Here is a 19933-nt window from a genome sequence, read left to right as displayed (position 1 = left end):
TATTAAACAATAATTGCCACAAAAAGACTTCCATCAGTTACTTTTTCAACTTTCGCAAGATTGTTTTTTGTTAATTCTTTAATAGAAATATCCCACTTTTTATTAGACAAACCAGATTGAATCTTCAAATCGTTAAGTTCTAATTTTTCAGCCTTTTTCAATAATTCAAAAACAACTTTAGCTTCATCACTAAGGGCAACGGCTTTCTTTTCTGGGCGCATTTGAGGAAAGAACAATACTTCTTGGATGGATTGGTTGTTAGTTAAAAACATAATCAATCGGTCCATACCAATCCCCATGCCCGATGTTGGAGGCATACCATATTCCAAAGCTCGTAAAAAGTCGTAATCAATAACACCAGTAGCTTCGTCGTCACCTTTTTTGGCTAATTCTATTTGGTGTTCAAAACGCTCTCGTTGGTCGATTGGGTCGTTTAATTCGGAATAGGCATTCGCTACTTCCTTACCGCAAACCATCAACTCAAAACGCTCGGTTAATTCAGGATTTTCGCGATGTTCTTTACATAACGGACTCATTTCTTTTGGGTAATCGGTTATAAACGTGGGCTGTATGTAGTTGCCTTCACATTTTTCACCAAAAATCTCGTCAATCAGTTTGCCTTTTCCCATGGTATCATCTACTTCGATACCCATATTTTTGGCAGCAAATCTAATTTCATCTTCCGTTTTTCCTGTAATGTCAAATCCGGTAAACTGTTTTATAGAATCTGCCATAGTCACTCTGGCATACGGTGCTTTAAAATCAATATGATGGTTTCCAAAAGTAGCTATAGTGGTTCCATTTACAGCCACCGCACAATGTTCCAATAAGCGCTCACAAAAATCCATCATCCAGTTGTAATCTTTATAGGCGACATAAATTTCCATAGCCGTAAACTCTGGATTATGCGTTCTGTCCATGCCCTCATTTCTAAAGTTTTTAGAAAACTCATAGACACCTTCAAAGCCACCAACAATCAATCGTTTTAAATACAATTCATTGGCAATTCGCATGTATAATGGAATATCCAATGCGTTATGGTGCGTCATAAACGGGCGCGCTGCGGCACCTCCAGGAATGGGTTGCAAAACAGGTGTTTCAACCTCAAAATACCCAGCATCGTTAAAAAAACCACGCATGGCATTAAAGAGTTTTGTGCGTTTTACAAAAACCTCTTTCACATGAGGATTTACCACTAAATCGGCATAACGCTGTCTGTAACGTTGCTCTGGGTCTGTAAAAGCATCATGTACATTGCCTTCGGCATCCGTTCTTGGTAATGGTAGCGGTTTTAACGATTTGCTAAGTAAGGTAAAGTCTTTCACCTTAACCGTTTTTTCGCCTACTTTGGTCGTGAATAAAATGCCTTCAACACCCACAAAATCGCCTATATCCAAAAGTTTTTTATAAACGTCGTTGTATTTGGTTTTGTCGTCACCTGCGCAAATTTCATCCCTATTAAAATACACTTGAATTCTGCCTTCACCATCTTGCAATTCAGCAAAACTAGCATTTCCTTGAATTCGTCGGGACATTAATCTACCAGCAATTATTACAGAATCACCTTCCTTAAAATCGTCCTTAATTTGCTTGGAATTATGCGACACAGGAAATAAATTCGCGGGATATGGATTAATCCCTAATTCGCGTAATTTTGTTAATTTTTCTCTTCGTACAAGTTCGTGTTCTGATAATTGCGACATATTCTAATTTCTGAATGTGATTTTTTTCAAGGCACAAAGATAAACATTTGATTTACGAATTACGACTTACGAATTACGATTTTTGTCGTTTTATTAGTCTCAAAAACAGTCAAAACTACATACCTTAGTGTACTTTGATTTAGATTCTAAAATTTAAGCCACGAATTACACATATTATCACGAATATGCAATTCTATAATTTTAGCCTTCCTAATTTCACGAAGCAGACTTTTAGTCTGCTAACTATAAGGAAAGTCGCTTCTTGATTTATAATGAGTGACTATTAAATGTAACAAAATGTGTATTTTTAAGTCCAATTAGTATCATCAATCAATTATAAAAGATCATGAGTATTTGGAGAGTTTTGTTGTCTATTATTTGTCCGCCCTTAGCCGTTATAGATAAAGGCTGTGGTTCAATCATTATTGTTTTTTTACTTTGGCTTTGCGGTTGGGTACCAGGGGTTATTGCCGCTTTGGTTATACTTAATAATCCTAAGAATTAGTTAGTAGTTCAAAATATCATTTAAATAGTAATGTTCTCGATACATTTTTATTTCATGATATTTCAGAAAAACACTCGAACTGACATATCGTTTCAAACCCAAAAAAATCGTAATTTTGCAGTCTATGAATAAGACCATATCACTGCAAGATTTAGGCTTAAAAGACTACAAACAAACTTGGGATTACCAAGAGCAGTTGTTTAAAACCATTGTTGATGTTAAAATTAAGAATAGGCGAGAGGACACCCATATTGAAACCAACAATTATTTTTTATTTGTAGAACATCCACACGTGTATACGCTCGGTAAAAGTGGCGATATGTCTAACCTACTTTTAAACGAGAAACAACTTAACGAAAAAGGTGCCACGTTCTATAAAATAAATAGAGGCGGGGATATTACTTATCACGGTCCCGGACAAATTGTTGGATATCCTATTTTAGATTTAGATAATTTTTTTACCGATATCCATAAATACCTGCGTTTTTTAGAGGAAATCATTATTCTTACGCTTGCAGACTATGGTTTAAAAGGTGAGCGCAGCGATGGGGAAACAGGGGTTTGGTTGGATGTAGGCACCCCATTTGCCCGTAAAATTTGCGCCATGGGTGTTCGTGCTAGCCGTTGGGTCACCATGCACGGATTTGCCCTCAATGTGAATGCCAATTTGGGTTATTTTGATAACATCATTCCCTGTGGCATTCGAGGTAAAGCTGTGACGTCACTTCATGTGGAATTAGGTTTGGAAAAAGTGGATGAAACTGAGCTTAAAGAAAAATTGATTAAGTATTTTTCTGAACTTTTTGAGGCGGAGTTTTTTGAGTAGGCAAGTACTAAGCAATTATTTTTACGACGTTTTAGTTAACGTATATTTATTTATCAACACCAACATATTTCATTACAAAGGACTGACTTTATTTTTTAAATTTCCATTATTGTCAGAGTTCCGTCTTCTTTTAATCTCTGTTAGTTTATCCTTTTATGTAGACCATATATTTGCTAATTAGCTAAAGCTAACGAACATGAGCATCTAATTCAATGGCTTAGGTATAATTATTGGTTTTATTTAGGTAGCAGGTTAAAATCTACTTTCTGTGGTTCTCTTTCTTTGACTTGAGTTAAATCCACTTTAAAAAGCTTTGCATAAAACAAATCGAAAGCGAAATAAGCCGCTAGATATTTGTCATTCAAGACTGTCACATATCTACTCGATAACGGAGCACCAAATAATTTAGGGCTCATACTGTTTGTTTTTATAAGTGCGTGAAGTGTTGTGTTTAAATTTTTGTCTTGAATATTGTTTGCGATACAATTAAAAAAAGGGCTATTATAGTCTAAGTTACTAGCAGAGTTATTCATGTTCCACAAGTCATTTTTGGTTTTCAAAACATTAAATACTTCTACGGTATGTGGCGTTGCAATTTGTGAAAAGTTTGCTTTATCACTCAAAGCATCACGCATAAATTGTGCATAAGCCAATTGCAAGTTTGGGTTAGGAGACGTTTTCCCATAAAAGCTACTAATGTCATCTTCAAAAGCAAAAAGAGCCTCATTGATGAGTTTTGAATCCATACCATCACAGTTTAGTACAAGGCCTTTATCAGCATATTTATAATCTGATATTGATACGATGGTTTCTTTTTTACAGTTGAATAATGTAACTACAAGTGCTAGTACAATAAGGTTAAATTTTGAATTCATTTTAGGTTTCATTTTTTAATCGTTGTTGTTCTAAAGTTTCTGATAATCGTTTTTCTATAATGGGTTCGATCAAGGTTTTTCGCTGACTGATTTTTACAAACGGATAGATTTCCAATTCATCTTTCATTTTATCACTTGGATTAACATGTTTATTGGTTCCTGTTAAAACAATGTCTCCCGCGTTAAACTGTTGCTGTTCTTTTTCGGCACTTTCTTTTATTTTTCGCTGAATAGTCCCTTCTTTAAGTTGTTTTAAAAAACCACCATTCGTCTCTATATTTTTAAATAATTCCAAAGCTTTATCGGCTAGTTGATTGGTAATTGTTTCTATATAATAGGCACCGTCGGCAGGGTTATTAACCTTATCAAAATGACTTTCATGCTTTAAAATTAATAATTGGTTACGTGCCATACGATTTCCAAAGGCATTCACTTTATGGTAGATAGCATCATAAGGTAAATTACAAATGGTGTCGCTGCCTCCTAAAATGGCACTCATGCATTCGGTGGTGGTGCGAAGCATATTGGTGTTATAATCGTATAGTGTTTTGTTGCGTTTGGTGGGCGTTGTGTATATATGGCAATCTGTATTGAAATTGTATTCTGATGCCAAGGTTTTCCAAAGGAGTCTCAAAACTCTTAGTTTGGCGATTTCGAAAAAGTGATTGCTTCCTAGGGAAACGTTGAAGATACATGTAAAAGATTGCTTCGCTATGCTCGCAATGACGTTATCTAAGCGATTTAAATACTCGTTAGCATGTGCCAACGCATAGGCCAATTGTTGTACCATATTAGCACCTGCATTTTGATACAGCGAGGCATCGATACTAAACGTGTTTGTTGTTTTTACAATGCTCTCAAACTGGGTAAAATCAGTGTTTAAAGTTGTAAACCAGTTCCCGTTTCTTGCTAGATGGCCTATAATGTCTGTGTGGATGTAGATTCCAGCCTGCGTGGGAATGACAAGAAAATCTTCTGAAAGAAACTGAAGTTCCAAATGAATAGGCGTAACGGTTGTATCCATATTTTTTAACAAGGCTTCAATGGATACAGAGGGATTTGGAATGATGAATTTAATGCTGTCCGCCCCTTTCTTAATGGCTTTTAAAGCCTTTAAGTTTGATTTATTAACATCTGCCACAAAAATGGTTTCGCAAATGCGCCAGTGGGTTGCTTTGGTGTTTGATGCCTCAGGAAGTTCTGTGACATCATCAGCATGATAAAACGGTTTTACCGAAATATCTTCATTGGTTTTCCAAATTAGGGTGTTGTTGTAATCGGCTCCAGCAAGATCGAATTGTATTTTTTGTTTCCATTGTTTGGAAGTAACAGGCGTAAATTCATTAAATAACTCATTGTTCATTACTCACTATTAATTATTAACTATTCACTATTAATTATTGACTATTCATCATCCTTCGTTTTCAAACTATCCTCATATTCAATAATGAAAATCTCCTCATTGTCACGTTTCATATAGTATTCCTCACGTGCAAATTTTTCCAAACCTTCGTCGTTGTTTAGCTTTTTTAGGGCTTTGTTATCTTTTTCAATTTCTTTTTTGTAGTACTCTTTTTGGGCTTCTAAATCATCAATTTCATGGTTTAACTCTCTGTGGATTAGCCAGGAATTGGCATCAAAAAACAGCATCCAAATGAAGAACACAAACAGGATAAGAACAAATATATTCTTAAAAGGTTTTAGCAATGCTTTTTTATTAAATGCCATGTTATAATTTTTGATGTATTATGGAGCGTACAATATCTATCGCAACCGTATTATGTTTATTGTTTGGTATGATAATGTCCGCATATTCTTTAGTGGGTTCAATAAACTGCTCGTGCATGGGCTTTAAGGTGTTTTGGTATCTTGTTAATACTTCGTCTAAATCCCGTCCACGCTCACAAATATCACGTTTTAATCGGCGAATCAATCGTTCGTCCGTATCAGCATGTACAAATATTTTAATGTCGAACATTTTTCGTAATTCTGGATTTGTTAGAATTAAAATACCTTCAACAATCATGACTTTTCTAGGATGCGTTACAAGGGTATCGCCAGTTCTATTATGCTTAACGAACGAATATACAGGTTGGTGTATGGGATTACCTTTTTTTAATTCTTTTAAGTGATTTTCAAGCAAATCGAAATCAATAGACCTTGGATGGTCAAAATTAATAGTAATGCGCTCTTCATAACTTAAATACGTGGTGTCTTTATAATAGGAATCTTGAGAAATAATGCCGACTTCCCCTTCTGGAAGTTCATTTAAAATCTGATTGACAACAGTTGTTTTTCCACAACCTGTACCACCTGCAATACCAATGATAAGCATAAAAACGGTTTACGAACCATACAAAGTTAGTTAAACAGTAAGTGAGTTTAAATCTTAAAAGGATTTATTTTTTAATGATTGTCGCTAACTAACTATATAATAACTGTCACCCTGATTGTTTCAGGGTCTCATTAATAAAATGATGATTATCAATGGATATGGGATGCTGAAACAATCCCGATAGCTATCGGGACAGCATGACAACTTAATGAAGGTATATTCATTATTTTTTAATCTCTGAAACTTCCTTTACTGTCACCATCATATTATTTTTATTGCCCCAACTGTTTGTAATGTAGTTCATCACATCGGCAACTTCCTCGTCAGTTAGCCCTTGGTAAGCCATCAAGCCATTGTATTTCTTTCCGTTTACGGTTATTTCACCTTGCAAACCATACTTAATCGCGTGAATACTTTTTGCACGATGGTTCATCAAATAATCTGATTTCGCCAGAGGCGGAAAAGCCCCAGCGAGGCCTTCTCCGTTGCCCATGTGGCAGGTTATGCAGAAATCTTGATAGATATCGCTTCCTCGTTTCATGCTTTCATCTAGGTCTTTATTCTGACTATAGATGGTATTGAAAGTGAGCGAGAATAGTATAAACCAAAATAATTTCATCAACGACTAATTAGGGATAACTTTAACAATACCTTTTCCTTCTACACCTAAGTAAATGAAACCATCTGGTGCTTGCATCACATTTCTAACACGCCCTATGCCTTCAAAAAGTTTTTCACGCTTCACAACTTTATTGTTTTCAAGTACAAGGCGCTCCACGTAACCAAATTTTAAAGAACCAACCAAAAGATTGTTTTTCCAATCTGGATATTTATCAGAGGTCACCATCGCAAAGCCAGAAGGCGCAATAGAGGGTACCCAATAGAATAGGGGTTGCTCCATGCCTTCTTTTTCGGTTATTTCTGTAAGAATGGTATTGTCATAATTAATACCATAAGATATCACAGGCCAACCATAATTTTTTCCTTTCTGTACGATGTTAATTTCATCACCACCTTGTGGGCCATGCTCATGTGCCCAGATTTCGCCAGTAACAGGGTGTTTTATCATGCCTTGCGGATTTCTATGACCATAGCTATAAATAGCTTTTTTCGCATTTGGTGTATTTACAAAGGGATTATCTTCAGGTATTCTGCCATCATCATACAATCTGTAGATTTTACCGTTATCTCTTGTAATGTCTTGCGGATTTACAAAATGGTCACCACGTTCTCCAGCAGAGAAAAACAAATACCCATCGTTATCAAAAACAATACGAGAACCAAAATGCTGGCCTCTTGTGGTATTCGGACCTGCTTTGTATAAAACTTCCTGATTTGTTAGCGAATTTCCACTCAATTTAGCTCTCATAATAGCGGTATTGCCACCAGTGCCTTCGCCTTCTGGCGATGCGTAAGAGATATAAATCCAGCCATTATTTTTGTAATCTGGATGTAATTTAACATCCAATAAGCCACCTTGCCCACGATTATACACTTCGGGGACGCCTTCAATATTGGTTTTTACGCCATTTTTAAAATGAATCAATTCACCCGCTTTTTCGGTAATAAGCATGCTGCCATCTGGTAGAAATTCCAATCCCCAAGCAATAGGGATGTCTGAAACTATCACTTCAGTAGTATAGGTAAGAGCAATAGGGTCTTCGGCTTTAACAGACGATTCGGGTTGTTGTGCGCATGCAGAAAGCGCTATTGCAATGAACGGAATAATAAAAATAAGTTTTTTCATAGCATATAATATTGTTTCTAAAGTTAGTGAGAATTTCTTAGAAATTATAATTAACATTAATTCCAGCATAATAATTCACTGGATTGCCAGGATAATAATACCTCGCTGGCGTGGATCCAAAGCTTGGAGCATTTATAAGTACTTGTGACGCGTATTTTTCATCAAAAATATTATCAAGACCATAAAATATATTTGTTTTTAATTTTTGGGTTATATCTAATCTATAGCCCACTTTTAAATTCGTTAATTTATAATTATCTGAATATAAACTGTTACTATCGGTCATTGGGATACTCCCCACATACTGAAAGTTGATATTTCCGTAAAATCCTATTTTGGAGTTAAAATCGATACCAGCATTAAACACATCGCTTGGAACACCTGTTAAATCATTACCAGAAAAATCATTTGTATCATCTACAAATTCCTTGAACGTGTAATCGTTTAGCGAATAACTAACAAAAGAGCCAAGTGTAAACGATTCTTTATTGAATATGTTATAATTTAATGCCAATTCAAGACCATCGTGTTGGGTTCTACCAGCATTGATGCCTATATATTGGTCTAAAGCTGTTCTTCTTGAAACCAACAGATTTTTAATATCCAATCGGTATAGTGCCAGATTAAAGAATAATTTGTTTTTGATAACCGTTCCTCGGGTGCCGACTTCAAAATTCCAACCCGTTTCTGGTTTTAAATCTTGATTTATTTGTCCGTCGGGCATCAAGGTTTCCCCAAGCGTAATGGGAGAAAATCCGTGGCTGATATCGGAATACACCGCAATATTATCTGAAACAAGATGGGAAATTCCAAGTTTAGGGGACAAAATACCATTAAATTCATAAGAGCCTGATTGGTCTGGATCCTCATCAGAAACCATAAACCTATCATCAAGGTCATATGACGTTTGATTATAATTTAAGCCAAGTGACAGCGTGGTTTTTTCTGTTAGGCTATAATTGGTTTCTATAAACACATTAAAATACGATCGGTCCTCTTTAAAATCGATCAATCGGTCTCCTTGTACGCTGCCCGTGCCTTCCGGGAAATCTTGATAACGGTTTTCGTAAGTGCCGTATTTATAATTATCCCTAAACACTTCACCACCGATTGTCCAATCTAAATTTTTATCAAATAATGTTGTATTGCCTATCAACCTACTGCGAATTCCTAAAGCAAATACGTCATCTTCTAGAATATCGAAAGGCCTTGGTTCATAGCCATTTGAAAAGGAAGTAAATACACTTGTGCTTTGCTTTAAATGGTCGTTGTATTCGTGGTTCCAGGATAGACCAAAAATACCACGTTGCGAATCTTCGTAGCCTTTTGCTTGTTTCCAAGTAAATGCTGCAGAGGAAGGATTGTTTATATAGGCATTTTGACTTATGGAGCTGGGTATGTAAGCAAATAAATCAACATAACTCATTAAAAATGTGAGTTCATCTTTTTCGCTTAAAAAATGATTGGTGGTTAAGGTAAATGTTTGTCGGTCATATTCACCATTATCCCTATAACCATCGCTTTGGGTATTACTATAGATGGCCCTAAAACTATTTTTGGAAGTACCATGGTTTACATTCAGTACCTCTTTGAACAACCCAAAAGAACCAAAAGAAAATTCGCCGTTGGCATTTGTTTGGTTTAAGTAGGCATTTTGTGGGGTTAGGTGAATGGTTCCACCCAAACCTGCACCGTAAATGGAAGAGGCGCCTTTGTCAATCTCCATTCTGGCAATGGATGTAAGTTCAAAATCTTCTATATTGGTTTCTCCACTACCATTGGTTAGAGGAATGTCTTTAAAATACGCCCTGATTTTAGCCGTACCATACAGATTTCTAGAACCAACACCTCTTATGGTAATTCTATTGGTATTAAGAGCCCCAGTTTGCATTAAAACACCTGGAATACGACTTAAAGTTGGTGCTATATTGGTGCTGTTGGCTCTTTCAATATCGGTTGCTGAAATAACATTCACTGTCGATGTAGCTGTTTTTAATCTTTTTGGTAGCTGATTGGCATTGATGACAACCTCATTAAGTTCGGAAGGGTTGATGCTAAGCTGAATGATTTGGTAGCCTTCATTCAAGTTGATTTCAACGGGATTATATCCTGACTTTTTAAACATGTAATTGCCAGATTGTGGCACTTCAAATTCGCCTTGTGCATTTGATACATAGGATTGATTATCTGTTACACTGGAAATGCTTACATCAGTTAAGGCGGTACCATTTTCAATATCGATTACTTTTCCTGTAAATGTTTCTTGTGCAATAATTGTATTAATTGGAAGTATAATACATACTAAAATGGTTTTAAAAACAAATTTCATTTTTTGCGTTTAGTTTGGTTTTTTATAAAGCCATAAAACTATTACTAAATATTTAATTCTTGTTGTTGATTTACTATAAAAGAATGTTAATTGTGGTCTTATTGAAAATAGGATGAGTTTATTTTTTTAAATAAAAATAAAACATCTTGCAAAACATCAATAATTACATATATTTGCACACTTGTTTTTGGAACTTGAAAAATTAACTTATTTGATTTTTTCATGCAACAAAAAAGACGAATTGAACACGTTGTTGGAAGAGCCTAACACCAGTTGGCCCTTTTACTAAAATGTCACAGGACATTTTCTTAACGTTCATTACGGGGTGTAGCGTAGCCCGGTTATCGCGCCTGCTTTGGGAGCAGGAGGTCGCAGGTTCGAATCCTGCCACCCCGACGAACCTAGAAATAGGTAGTATCAAAACACTGTTAATCGTATGATTATCAGTGTTTTTTGTTTTTAGCCATTTTGTTTGATATCAAATAAAACCAATTGAAATCATATAAAAGGTGTGCAAATCGGTGAACACTTATTTACTGGAATTGTTGTAGTTTTAAGGAACATTTAAGAATGATTTGACTTTTGTTTTTGACAATAATTGTTTAACGAAAGCTTCTTAAAATGCAAACAAACAACACCTTTTCGGTGGTTCTCTTCACAAGAAAGTCCCGAAGCAAGCCACAGGAACTATCCATTTACGCACGTATTACTGTCAATGGCAAGCGTTCCGAGATCAGTCTAAAACGACATGTCCAACAAAAAAATTGGGACTCTTCCAAAAACAGGGGGCGGGGCAGCTCTTATCCCATACAGACCTTGAACAAATACCTTGACCAAGAATACAGCAGGTTATTGGATTGCCACAAACAACTTTTGGAAGAATCCAAAATAGTGACCGCCAACACAATTAAGTCAAGATACTTGGGAGAGGACGATACCCATAAGACCTTAAAGGACTTGATAGCCTACCATAATACCAATATGGTCACGGTGCTGAAACATGGCACGATGAAAAACTATTACACCACAGAAAAGTATCTACAAAAATTTCTAAACCATAAACAAAAGGTTAAGGATATCTATTTAAAACAATTGAACTATGGGTTCATTTTGGATTTTGAACAGTATTTGAGAGGCTATAGGAATACCAATAAACAATTGATGCTCTCCAATAATGGCGTGATGAAACATTTGGAACGGTTCAAGAAAATGATAAACCTCGCGGTAAAATTGGAGTGGATGCCAAAGAACCCCTTTGACCAGTTCCAGCTTAAATATGACAGGTTCGATAGGCACTACCTAACGCAAAGGGAACTGGAACTTTTGGAAAGCACCCATTACACAAATGAACGCTTGGAAAGGGTCATGGACTGCTTCATCTTCTCATGCTATACAGGACTGTCCTATGTTGATGCCAAGGAACTTACGCTTGACCAAATAATCATAGGTATTGACAATAAGCGTTGGATATTCACCAAACGAGAAAAGACAGATGAAATGGTTAAAATACCCATCCTCCCACCAGCAATGCACATACTGGAGAAATACAAGGACAACCAAATGGAAACATTATTGCCCTTAAGCTCAAACCAAAAAACAAATAGTTATTTAAAGGAAATAGCGATGGACTGCGGCATCCACAAAAACCTGACCTTCCACGTGGCAAGGCATACCTTTGCCACGACCGTCATGCTTTCAAATGGTGTCCCCATAGAGACCGTATCAAAGCTTTTGGGGCATACCAAGATATCGACCACACAAATCTATGCAAGGGTAGTGGAGGCCAAGATAAGCGAGGATATACAAAATCTATTATTAAGGTTGGAAACGAAAAAAGAACAATGTCAGGCAATTAATTAAATCAATAATTTTAAAGATTTAAAAACTTTCTTTTATTAAACTCCGCAAGGAGCAACGAGAGTCTATTAAAAGTATTTATTATTATTTAATAAAAACTGTAGCCTTTAAGCAGAAAGGGTCATTATTGCACACTATGTTGGTGTAAGCTTAGAGTTTAAGCACTAATTTGGCAAATGCAAACCGAAGAGAAATCCGTAAAGATTTTAGTAGGCCGTCAAGTACCAGTAATTAATTACGTAAAGAGTTAGAGGCTGTGTATTGAATTATTTAATTTTCATTCCGTAATTATTATTATTAATTAAATATTGTTTCAGTTCTGGATGCAGTTTTGCAACTTTTTCATCGATAAATGTTTGTATAAATGGAGCAATTTCATATTGAGAATCTTCAGGTGGCTCAATTCCGCAATCTAAATGGTCAATAGTATCGGTTGAACACATTAAAGCCGATTCAACCATTGAAATCAGCACTATAAAAAAAGATGTTATGTATGACGTTCTAATATTAACATTCTTAAGAAATGTTTTTAAAATTTTATCATTATGCTTAATCAAATTATGATTGGTAAATTCTCTACCGTTATTATGTACATAATTATTCAATCTCTTTGTTAATTCATTCCAATAACTGTTCAGATTATAGTCTATAAGTATTCTACTAATGTTTTCATTCTGCTTTAAGAATTTCATGTAATTTTCAAAACTAAGTTTCATTTTAATATTTCTAGGAAGTTCCTGTACTCTATTTCCAAGCCAAGCATCAACTGCTTTTTCATTATCAGTTAAATTAGGATTGAAATGAATTTTGGAAAATGTTTTAACAAAACTTTCTGGATTCTCAAAGTTCAGATTTTTTATATCTTCATCTAAAAATGTTTTTCTTTGGTTTGTTATATCAAGAATAAAAATATACAAAAGTAAGTCATCTCTTAGTCTTCTAATTAAAGTGTTCGAGTCTGAGAAACTTCCAATTGAACAACACAATTTTATGCTCCGCAAAGTTTGAATTGAATTGTCTATTAAATTTGTGTCAATAAAGTAAGAATTTTTGTCCGTTCTAAATGAAATAATTCGACTATTCCACTTAATTAGAGTGGTAAATTCATCAAGGAAATCGATATTTTTATCAAACTCCTCAACAAATATTTTAAACTGTTCTGTTTCGCTAACTTGAACTTCTTTGTTTAAATTAAAATTCATTGTCTTCTTTTCTATACTTATCAAGTACTGTCTTGTCATAAAAGTCATTTTCTACTGACCATTTTTTTAGATATTCTATACGATTTAGCATCACTGTGCTAAATTCATTTTCATTACATAAGATGAGTAATTTTTTTTGTTGCTTAAGCCATTTTTTGAAACTACAACCTTCTATAATCATCTTTTCTATAAATCTCACTTGTTCTTCTACTTCTTCATCAGTTTTGTCCGGAAATGACTTTATTTCTCTTATAGTTTCTTGTGTTGGAATATCATCTTCAGCAATTTTTTCAATACTACTCACATAATGGTCAGGTAAAATTTTTCTTATTTTCTCGATATTAAAAGTTTCTAAACCACCAAAACTTGGAATATCAATTCCAAATTTTTTTGAATAGTCATATTTTACTACTGCTAATGGATATTTAAGTAAGTGAAGAGTACAAACAATAGAAGCAATTTTCTCATATGTATTAATCCAAGAATCTATTAGGTCAGGTTCAAAAGTCTGAGAATTACTTTTAAATCTTCCAAGTTTATTTGAGTATTTATTCCCTTTAGTATGAACGTAGTTATGTAAAAATTCGAGTTCTTTAAATTTATTCTTTAAACTATATTCAATGTCGAACTTTTTAATATTATCGTTTGTTAAAAGAACTTTCCAAATTACATCTGCCCTTGGTGTATTAGCATCGTTAGAGTCTTTAGAGGAAAGCCAATCCTTTACCATTTTATGTCCTTCATCATTGATATTGTAATAAACAGACAACATACCCAATTCTAATGCACTTCTTAAAGATACAAAGGCTTGTTTATATAATCCAAAACAGATAAGATTATAAGAAATTTGAAGTTCTTCCCAAGATTCTGTAAAGGGAAAAATATGTCCCGAGAACAAATTGTCCCAATTTTGCGGAATTGTCATTCCAATTATATGATAGAACCAACCTAATTCACCTATTTTATCCTTAATAGTAGAATTCTCCAATAAGTATTTGGAAGTCTTTTTGTAAACTTCAATACTTTTTTCAGGTTCATATATGTAAGGTGAAATGTTCAATGTTCAAGCTTGCTTAAATTTTTCATATATTTTATTTTCCCACTTCCTTTTTAAATGTTCAATTCAATTTCTTGATTCCAGAGCAATTTTCTCCATTTTGTAACTATTGCTTTAATTTTAAACAAATCCCAATTTTTATTCAATATAGTAAGTCCTTGAAAAATTGGTGATTTATCTAAATATGTTACATTTAGGTAGTTCAATTTAAAGCAATCTAAAACTTCTTTTGTTCCTTTATGAGGTACTCCATCATCCTTATGCTTTGTATAATTAGCAAGGCTAATTATCAATTCTATTTTTGTTTTTGGATATTTACTTTTGCTATTTTCAATTTTATACAATTCTTGCTTACTAAGTAGATTTCCCTTAAAATCCTGTATGCTCCCATTAATATAATTTTGAAACGCAATAAATGCTAATCCGTATATTGGTTCACTTTCTTCCATAAACCAATCTCCATCATACCAATGTATTTCATCAATTTGTTTTTTTAAAGTGTTAATAGCATCATTTAAACCATTAATTATGATTTCCAGACTGACTTCTCGATAATCAACTTTTAAATAAGAGGTAAATTCATTCATAATTTCAATACATAAATTATAGTTTAGATTTTAAATCACCTTTTTAAGAATATTAAATATGGCTAGCAGCATGTTTTTTAACAATTATATTTATTAGATAAATCTGAAAATTTTTCATAGCAGGTTTCTACTAATTGGTCTAATGTAAAAATTATTTGACCATCTATATTTCTTATATATCCATCAATAAGAATTACAGGTCCATCAAATCCTTCTCTTTTATCACCTAACCTTAATCCTTGATTTAAATCAGAAATATATGGATTGATATTGGAACGAGGTTTTCTTAATGGGCTTCCATGTTTATCTTGATTAACTATGTCAATTAGCACTTTTAAATAGATAGAATTGTTTATCTCTTCTTCTATAATTTGAGGAGAATACCCATTTTTCTTTAGGCTATTCTTTAGATTATCCTTTAACGATGCCAGATTATAAAGTATAATCATAACCTTATTATACAGTGAAACTTGGTCGGAACTACCAAAAGTCCATGATTCTCCCATTCCATTTTCCCAAGGTTCTACATTTATATGCTTGTCTATGTCTTCATCGAATCTGTCATTCAATGAAACAAAGGTTCTTTTTAATCTTGATTTTATATCATTGTAATTCATATTAATCTGCTGCTAACTTTTATATACATACAATTAAATTAGGTTTAGCTATAAGATACCTACTGATTTTACATTCCGCAAACCTGCTTGTGACAGCTTCATTCCTCAAATTTTAAATATGGGTTTAAATTATTCATTTTCCAAAGTCCATCACTTTCATCATAGTCAAAAAAGACACCATTAATATTATTTACAGATGAAAAATCAATTTCAGAAGTACTAATGTCTTCAATAAATTTATAATCAGGGCTTGTTAAATATTGTACTCCATTAATTTTTTCAGCAAGTAAGCGAGTAGTTTTTTTGTGCCTATTTGGAAATGTAAAATCTGGTATTGGTTGTAAAACACTAATTTCTCTTTTTGAGAATTTAGATAATAATACAAGCCATTTCGATGCTCCATCAGATACTAAATCCTTATATATTTCTATGTTTTCAATTAAATCATTTTTATAGAATTTAATGCTTTTATCCCATAATTCATAATCGTATAATTCACTGATTTCATTAGCGGAAGACCTTGACCTAATTCCAGATTGATAAATCTTGACACTCACTAAATTTGGTAAACCGAGTTCAACTAAAATGGATAATTCCTCAATTGTTTCTGATTCTACGTTGAGTTCCTTGCTTTTTAATTTTTTTGAGACTCCATTTAAAACCCAAGGAAGACTATATGAATAATATTTTGTTACAATACTAGTTGCTTTCTCAAGAGTTGCTATTTCTGATAAAGGAATTGCTTTTAACCATTTTTCCCTTATTTCATCTTGATTTACACTTTCTATAAACTCTTCAGAAAGAACATTTATATCATTAATTTCGTTTTCAATATTTTTAAGTAATTCTATTTTATTATCAATATTGTTTTCATTTGATAAATACTCTTGAATAATACTAATTAATGACTCTAATTTGTCTTCGATTTGCAAGTCACTATTTAAAGGTATTCCTGATTTAATTATTGATTTCCATTTATTTCTGTCTTCACCTACTTTTGCAACAATTCCTTTTGTTCTTGCCTTTAAAAACTGAATAACTTGGTCTCCTGTAATGTCTTCAGAGTGTTCAGCTTGAATATAAGCTAGAGAGTTCCTGAAATAATCATCTGTCCATTCGTAATTTTTATCAATACTATTAATGTCGTGTAATGATAATAACCCATCATCAATCCAATCAAGTAAATTATTTGTTTCTTCGGAATCACTTTTAATCTCAGAAATATTATTGTCAGCTAATAATTCAATTAATTTCACGAAAGAAATATCATTCGATTCGGCTTCTCTTTTTAAATATTTAATTAACTCTAAGCATCCACTTTGAGCATTGTCAATTTTTGATTTGTCAAAGTAGTTGAATATTTGATTCCTTTCCCTATTAACTTTTTTTGAATTTTTATTAACTGTATCTAAGGCTACTAAAATTTTCCCTTCGTGGTCTACAAATGCTCTTCCAGCTCTTCCTGCTATATTCCAAAAATCTCTAGATGTAATTAGATTACCAGCTTGATATAATGTTGAGAATATAACTGTAGAAACACCTAAATTAACACCTTGACCTAGAGTTGAAGTAGCAATTATAACTCTAGGTTTTTCTTTATTCATTAATCTTTCAAGAGGTAATCTGACATCCGATAATAAATCAGCATTATGACATAATATTCCTTTTCTAGCAAAGTAAATCCATTCAGATTCTTCTCCATATGATTCTAGACAAGCTAGCTCAAATGCATTCCAATCATTTTGATTTTTAAAAACAAAAGGTGTTTCGTCTGTAAGACATTTATCATATTCTCTTGCTATAGTAAAAACAGAGCCCTTTAGTCCAACAAAAATTAAAACAGGTCCAAAGGTTCTAAGTTTATAAGCTGTGCTTGCTATTGCTTGGTTTTTTGTCTCAGGAAAATATCTTATTCTAGTTTGTCTACCTATTAAGGGCTGTTCTTGACTTAATATAAATTTTGGGTTGAAAGAGTTCCTTTCTGTATCAGTACTTCTCCAGTTTAAATCAACGGAATCACCATTCCATTGAAGTATACCTAATCTTTCATCCGAAGGTCTCCAATTTGCTTTAAAAACGTTTTCGCTTGAGTCAGTTAACCATTCTGCTAAATCTTCTGCATTTGGAAGAACAGCTGATAACAGTAAAAATCTGCCTGTATTTTGTTTAATAAAATACCTTAATTCTTCATAAAAAATTTCATTAACAATTAGTCTTTTATTTGCTCCCAGTAAATGACCTTCATCTATAACAACAAGTTTGATTTGATTTAGAATTTCATTGTTACCTCTAAGCATAGCTTTTGCTTTCTCTGGTGTAGCTATTATTACATCAGATTCATCAATGGCTTTCTCGTCAAGTTTACTAAATAAGCTACCACCATAAAGGTGTGATACGGAAATACCGATACTATGAAATATTTCGTCTAATGAATTTTCAATTTCATAAGCTAATGACTTAAATGGTGCGATATATAAAACTTTACTTCCTTTGTTTTTCGAAATAGAGTCTAATATTGCTATTTCTGCAATTCTTGTTTTCCCACTACTTGTTGGTATACTTACCACACATCCATTATTTTCTTCGCTAATTACTTTATATAATGAATTGCGTTGAGTTATGAATAATTCATAAATCCTTCCATATTTTTTATACGTTAACGCATGGATATAATTGCGAACTAGTTCATCGCTAGTGTCGAAATATTTTTCAAGTGAATCCCATAAAGAAGCTTCTGAAATACCATCTGTTATTATTATCAATAATCTAACTACCCACCAAACATCAGGTTCGTTTTTAATCTCTGCAATTATTTTTAAATTTTTAAGATTGATTTTGGCTAACTCTAAAAGATATTTATCTCCTGTGTAGAAGTATTTAATGAAGTTATTTAAAGATTTTGCAATAGTTATTTCATAGATGTTTTTACTTGAATCTATCTCCTCATTATTTTCTGATAAATAGTCGTCAGTATAAATTTTATTTACCATCATACTATTTATTATCTCCTGAAGTTCTTGATAATTTCGGCTAATAAATAATGAAACGATTTTTGAAATAACAGTATCATTTTCAATTTTCTTAATTAATATGAATGCTTTTGAGTATTGAAAACAAACGTAATAAGACAAAGCTGAAATAAGACCATAGTAATTGCCTAGATTAGTTTTAACTTCAGGCGATCCGTGAATGTTTTCTAATATTGAGGCTCCTTTTTCTAAAGGGAATATTCCATTTTTTAAATGTTCATTTTCAATAAACCTACATCCTAAATTAAGATAATGAAATGCGAGAAGATTTAACTTGTCATCTTTAATAGTGTATTTGGGATAGTTATCTACACTTTCGGCAGTATTATAAAGAATGTATCTAGCATTTGCTTGAGCAATTAGATTTTGAAGAGTCGAGTCTTTTTCAATTCTATCTAATTTTTCTTGAATTTGGTCAATTGTCATAAAGCTGATGGATTAGCAATTAGTTCATTTGCTTTATCAAAAACAAGATTTATGAAATTTTCTGGATTTTGAATACCGATAGAAATTAAGATTAATTCTGGATTATCATTATTAAGATTATTCTCTACGAACCTTGAAGTATGTTCATTGCTTAGTATTAAACCTGTGTAAATTAATTGTCCTTTGTCTTTTATATCTTGTACTATAAAATCGTCCAGTTTTGATGCTAACTCATTATCATTTTTAGCTATTTCTTCAACTAAAAAAGAATAGGAAAGAGGCATCTTTTCTTTTTCCAAAGATGAAGAAACATCATCAACAACTTGCTTTGAAGGTGTGCCTCTAAATTTGGACTCTCCTAGATAAATTTTTAAATCATCTCCGCCTTCTTGTTCTATTAGGTCAACCATTAATGTGTCATCTCCTTTAATTGCTTGGTCAACATTAGGATTGTACTTAAGTTTAAAAACTTTAATTAATTCTCGATTTAAAGTACTTTGAATGTATTCGGTAAGTAAAATTTCTGTTGCATTTCCTTTTTTTACTTTATCAACTATTGGTAGTTTTCTATTTTGTTCAGCGTATTTTGGAAAACCTAATTCTCCATATTTTTTCTTGAGTTGTTCTAGTCGAAAAGTAGAATAGTGATGACTGATTAATTTATTTGCCATCCATAAAATTAAATCTTCATTTTCTTCATTATTTATTTCAGTTAATTCTCTATGGCATTTGGTAGCAGTAGCAGGAATGTCATTCGCTTTTAGCCAAGCTCCAAGAGGATGTTCTGCGTTTGGATGATTTCCAATTAAATCAATTTGTTTAGTCATTTTCTTATGGT

General features: G+C 33.1%; 17 protein-coding genes and 1 tRNA gene. 4 read left to right on the top strand and 14 right to left on the bottom strand.

Going from position 1 to position 19933, the window contains the following annotated elements:
• Window positions 1-2 precede the first annotated feature (2 nt).
• Complete coding sequence (gene lysS, locus CSW08_RS09330) at window positions 3-1703, bottom strand: lysine--tRNA ligase (protein WP_106659622.1); 1701 nt, start codon at window positions 1701-1703, stop codon at window positions 3-5.
• 346 nt (window positions 1704-2049) lie between these two features.
• Between lysS and CSW08_RS09325 the strand changes: the two genes are divergently transcribed.
• Together CSW08_RS09325 and lipB are read left to right on the top strand one after the other, a co-directional pair.
• Window positions 2050-2208: a YqaE/Pmp3 family membrane protein gene (locus CSW08_RS09325; protein WP_106659621.1), complete on the top strand. Its 159-nt coding sequence runs from the start codon at window positions 2050-2052 to the stop codon at window positions 2206-2208.
• A 124-nt stretch (window positions 2209-2332) separates the two neighbouring features.
• Window positions 2333-3034: a lipoyl(octanoyl) transferase LipB gene (gene lipB / locus CSW08_RS09320; protein WP_106659620.1), complete on the top strand. Its 702-nt coding sequence runs from the start codon at window positions 2333-2335 to the stop codon at window positions 3032-3034.
• Between the two features lie 236 nt (window positions 3035-3270).
• On the opposite strand, the gene CSW08_RS09315 is transcribed toward lipB, so the two are convergent.
• The 7 genes from CSW08_RS09315 to CSW08_RS09285 form a co-directional block, all read right to left on the bottom strand.
• The gene (locus CSW08_RS09315; RefSeq protein ID WP_157831455.1) at window positions 3271-3909 is read right to left on the bottom strand and encodes a hypothetical protein; all 639 of its coding nucleotides are present in this window, start codon (window positions 3907-3909) and stop codon (window positions 3271-3273) included.
• A 1-nt stretch (window position 3910) separates the two neighbouring features.
• A complete protein-coding gene (locus CSW08_RS09310) occupies window positions 3911-5272 on the bottom strand; it encodes a methylmalonyl-CoA mutase subunit beta (RefSeq protein WP_106659618.1) in 1362 nt (453 codons plus the stop codon).
• Window positions 5273-5313: 41 nt separating this feature from the next.
• Entirely contained in the window at window positions 5314-5637 is a 324-nt protein-coding gene (locus CSW08_RS09305) for an FtsB family cell division protein (RefSeq protein ID WP_106659617.1), read from the bottom strand.
• A 1-nt stretch (window position 5638) separates the two neighbouring features.
• A complete protein-coding gene (udk, locus tag CSW08_RS09300; protein WP_106659616.1) occupies window positions 5639-6244 on the bottom strand; it encodes a uridine kinase in 606 nt (201 codons plus the stop codon).
• A 223-nt stretch (window positions 6245-6467) separates the two neighbouring features.
• Window positions 6468-6863, bottom strand: a complete 396-nt coding sequence (locus CSW08_RS09295) for a c-type cytochrome (protein WP_238987236.1) — start codon at window positions 6861-6863, stop codon at window positions 6468-6470.
• Between the two features lie 6 nt (window positions 6864-6869).
• Window positions 6870-7991 carry a PQQ-dependent sugar dehydrogenase gene (locus CSW08_RS09290; RefSeq protein WP_106659635.1) on the bottom strand — a complete coding sequence of 374 codons (1122 nt, stop codon included), beginning with the start codon at window positions 7989-7991 and terminating at the stop codon, window positions 6870-6872.
• Between the two features lie 37 nt (window positions 7992-8028).
• A complete protein-coding gene (locus tag CSW08_RS09285) occupies window positions 8029-10320 on the bottom strand; it encodes a TonB-dependent receptor domain-containing protein (RefSeq protein ID WP_106659615.1) in 2292 nt (763 codons plus the stop codon).
• Between the two features lie 321 nt (window positions 10321-10641).
• Between CSW08_RS09285 and CSW08_RS09280 the strand changes: the two genes are divergently transcribed.
• Both CSW08_RS09280 and CSW08_RS09275 read left to right on the top strand, forming a co-directional pair.
• Window positions 10642-10716: transfer RNA gene (locus CSW08_RS09280), tRNA-Pro, on the top strand.
• A 225-nt stretch (window positions 10717-10941) separates the two neighbouring features.
• Window positions 10942-12180, top strand: coding sequence for a site-specific integrase (locus CSW08_RS09275; protein WP_106659614.1), 1239 nt, complete (start codon window positions 10942-10944; stop codon window positions 12178-12180).
• A 263-nt stretch (window positions 12181-12443) separates the two neighbouring features.
• Here CSW08_RS09275 and CSW08_RS09270 read toward each other — a convergent pair whose 3' ends face one another.
• The 6 genes from CSW08_RS09270 to CSW08_RS09245 all read right to left on the bottom strand — a co-directional run bounded on the left by CSW08_RS09270 (window position 12444) and on the right by CSW08_RS09245 (window position 19922).
• Entirely contained in the window at window positions 12444-13379 is a 936-nt protein-coding gene (locus CSW08_RS09270; protein WP_106659613.1) for a hypothetical protein, read from the bottom strand.
• Window positions 13369-14439, bottom strand: coding sequence for a substrate-binding domain-containing protein (locus tag CSW08_RS09265; protein ID WP_157831454.1), 1071 nt, complete (start codon window positions 14437-14439; stop codon window positions 13369-13371). Before CSW08_RS09265 ends, CSW08_RS09270 begins: the two co-directional genes overlap by 11 nt.
• 50 nt (window positions 14440-14489) lie before the next feature.
• Window positions 14490-15023: a hypothetical protein gene (locus CSW08_RS09260; protein WP_106659611.1), complete on the bottom strand. Its 534-nt coding sequence runs from the start codon at window positions 15021-15023 to the stop codon at window positions 14490-14492.
• A 77-nt stretch (window positions 15024-15100) separates the two neighbouring features.
• On the bottom strand, window positions 15101-15592 hold the full coding sequence (locus CSW08_RS09255) for a hypothetical protein (protein WP_157831453.1): 492 nt from the start codon (window positions 15590-15592) through the stop codon (window positions 15101-15103).
• 146 nt (window positions 15593-15738) lie between these two features.
• Window positions 15739-19095 (bottom strand): DEAD/DEAH box helicase, encoded by a 3357-nt coding sequence (locus CSW08_RS09250; protein WP_106659609.1) that lies wholly within the window; start codon window positions 19093-19095, stop codon window positions 15739-15741.
• Entirely contained in the window at window positions 19092-19922 is an 831-nt protein-coding gene (locus CSW08_RS09245) for a Hachiman antiphage defense system protein HamA (RefSeq protein WP_106659608.1), read from the bottom strand. The genes CSW08_RS09250 and CSW08_RS09245 overlap by 4 nt, the downstream gene beginning before the upstream one ends.
• Window positions 19923-19933 lie beyond the last annotated feature (11 nt).

The sequence above is a fragment of the Confluentibacter flavum genome (assembly GCF_002843175.1).
Lineage (GTDB): Bacteria > Bacteroidota > Bacteroidia > Flavobacteriales > Flavobacteriaceae > Confluentibacter > Confluentibacter flavum.
This window is presented reverse-complemented; position numbering and strand designations above follow the sequence as displayed.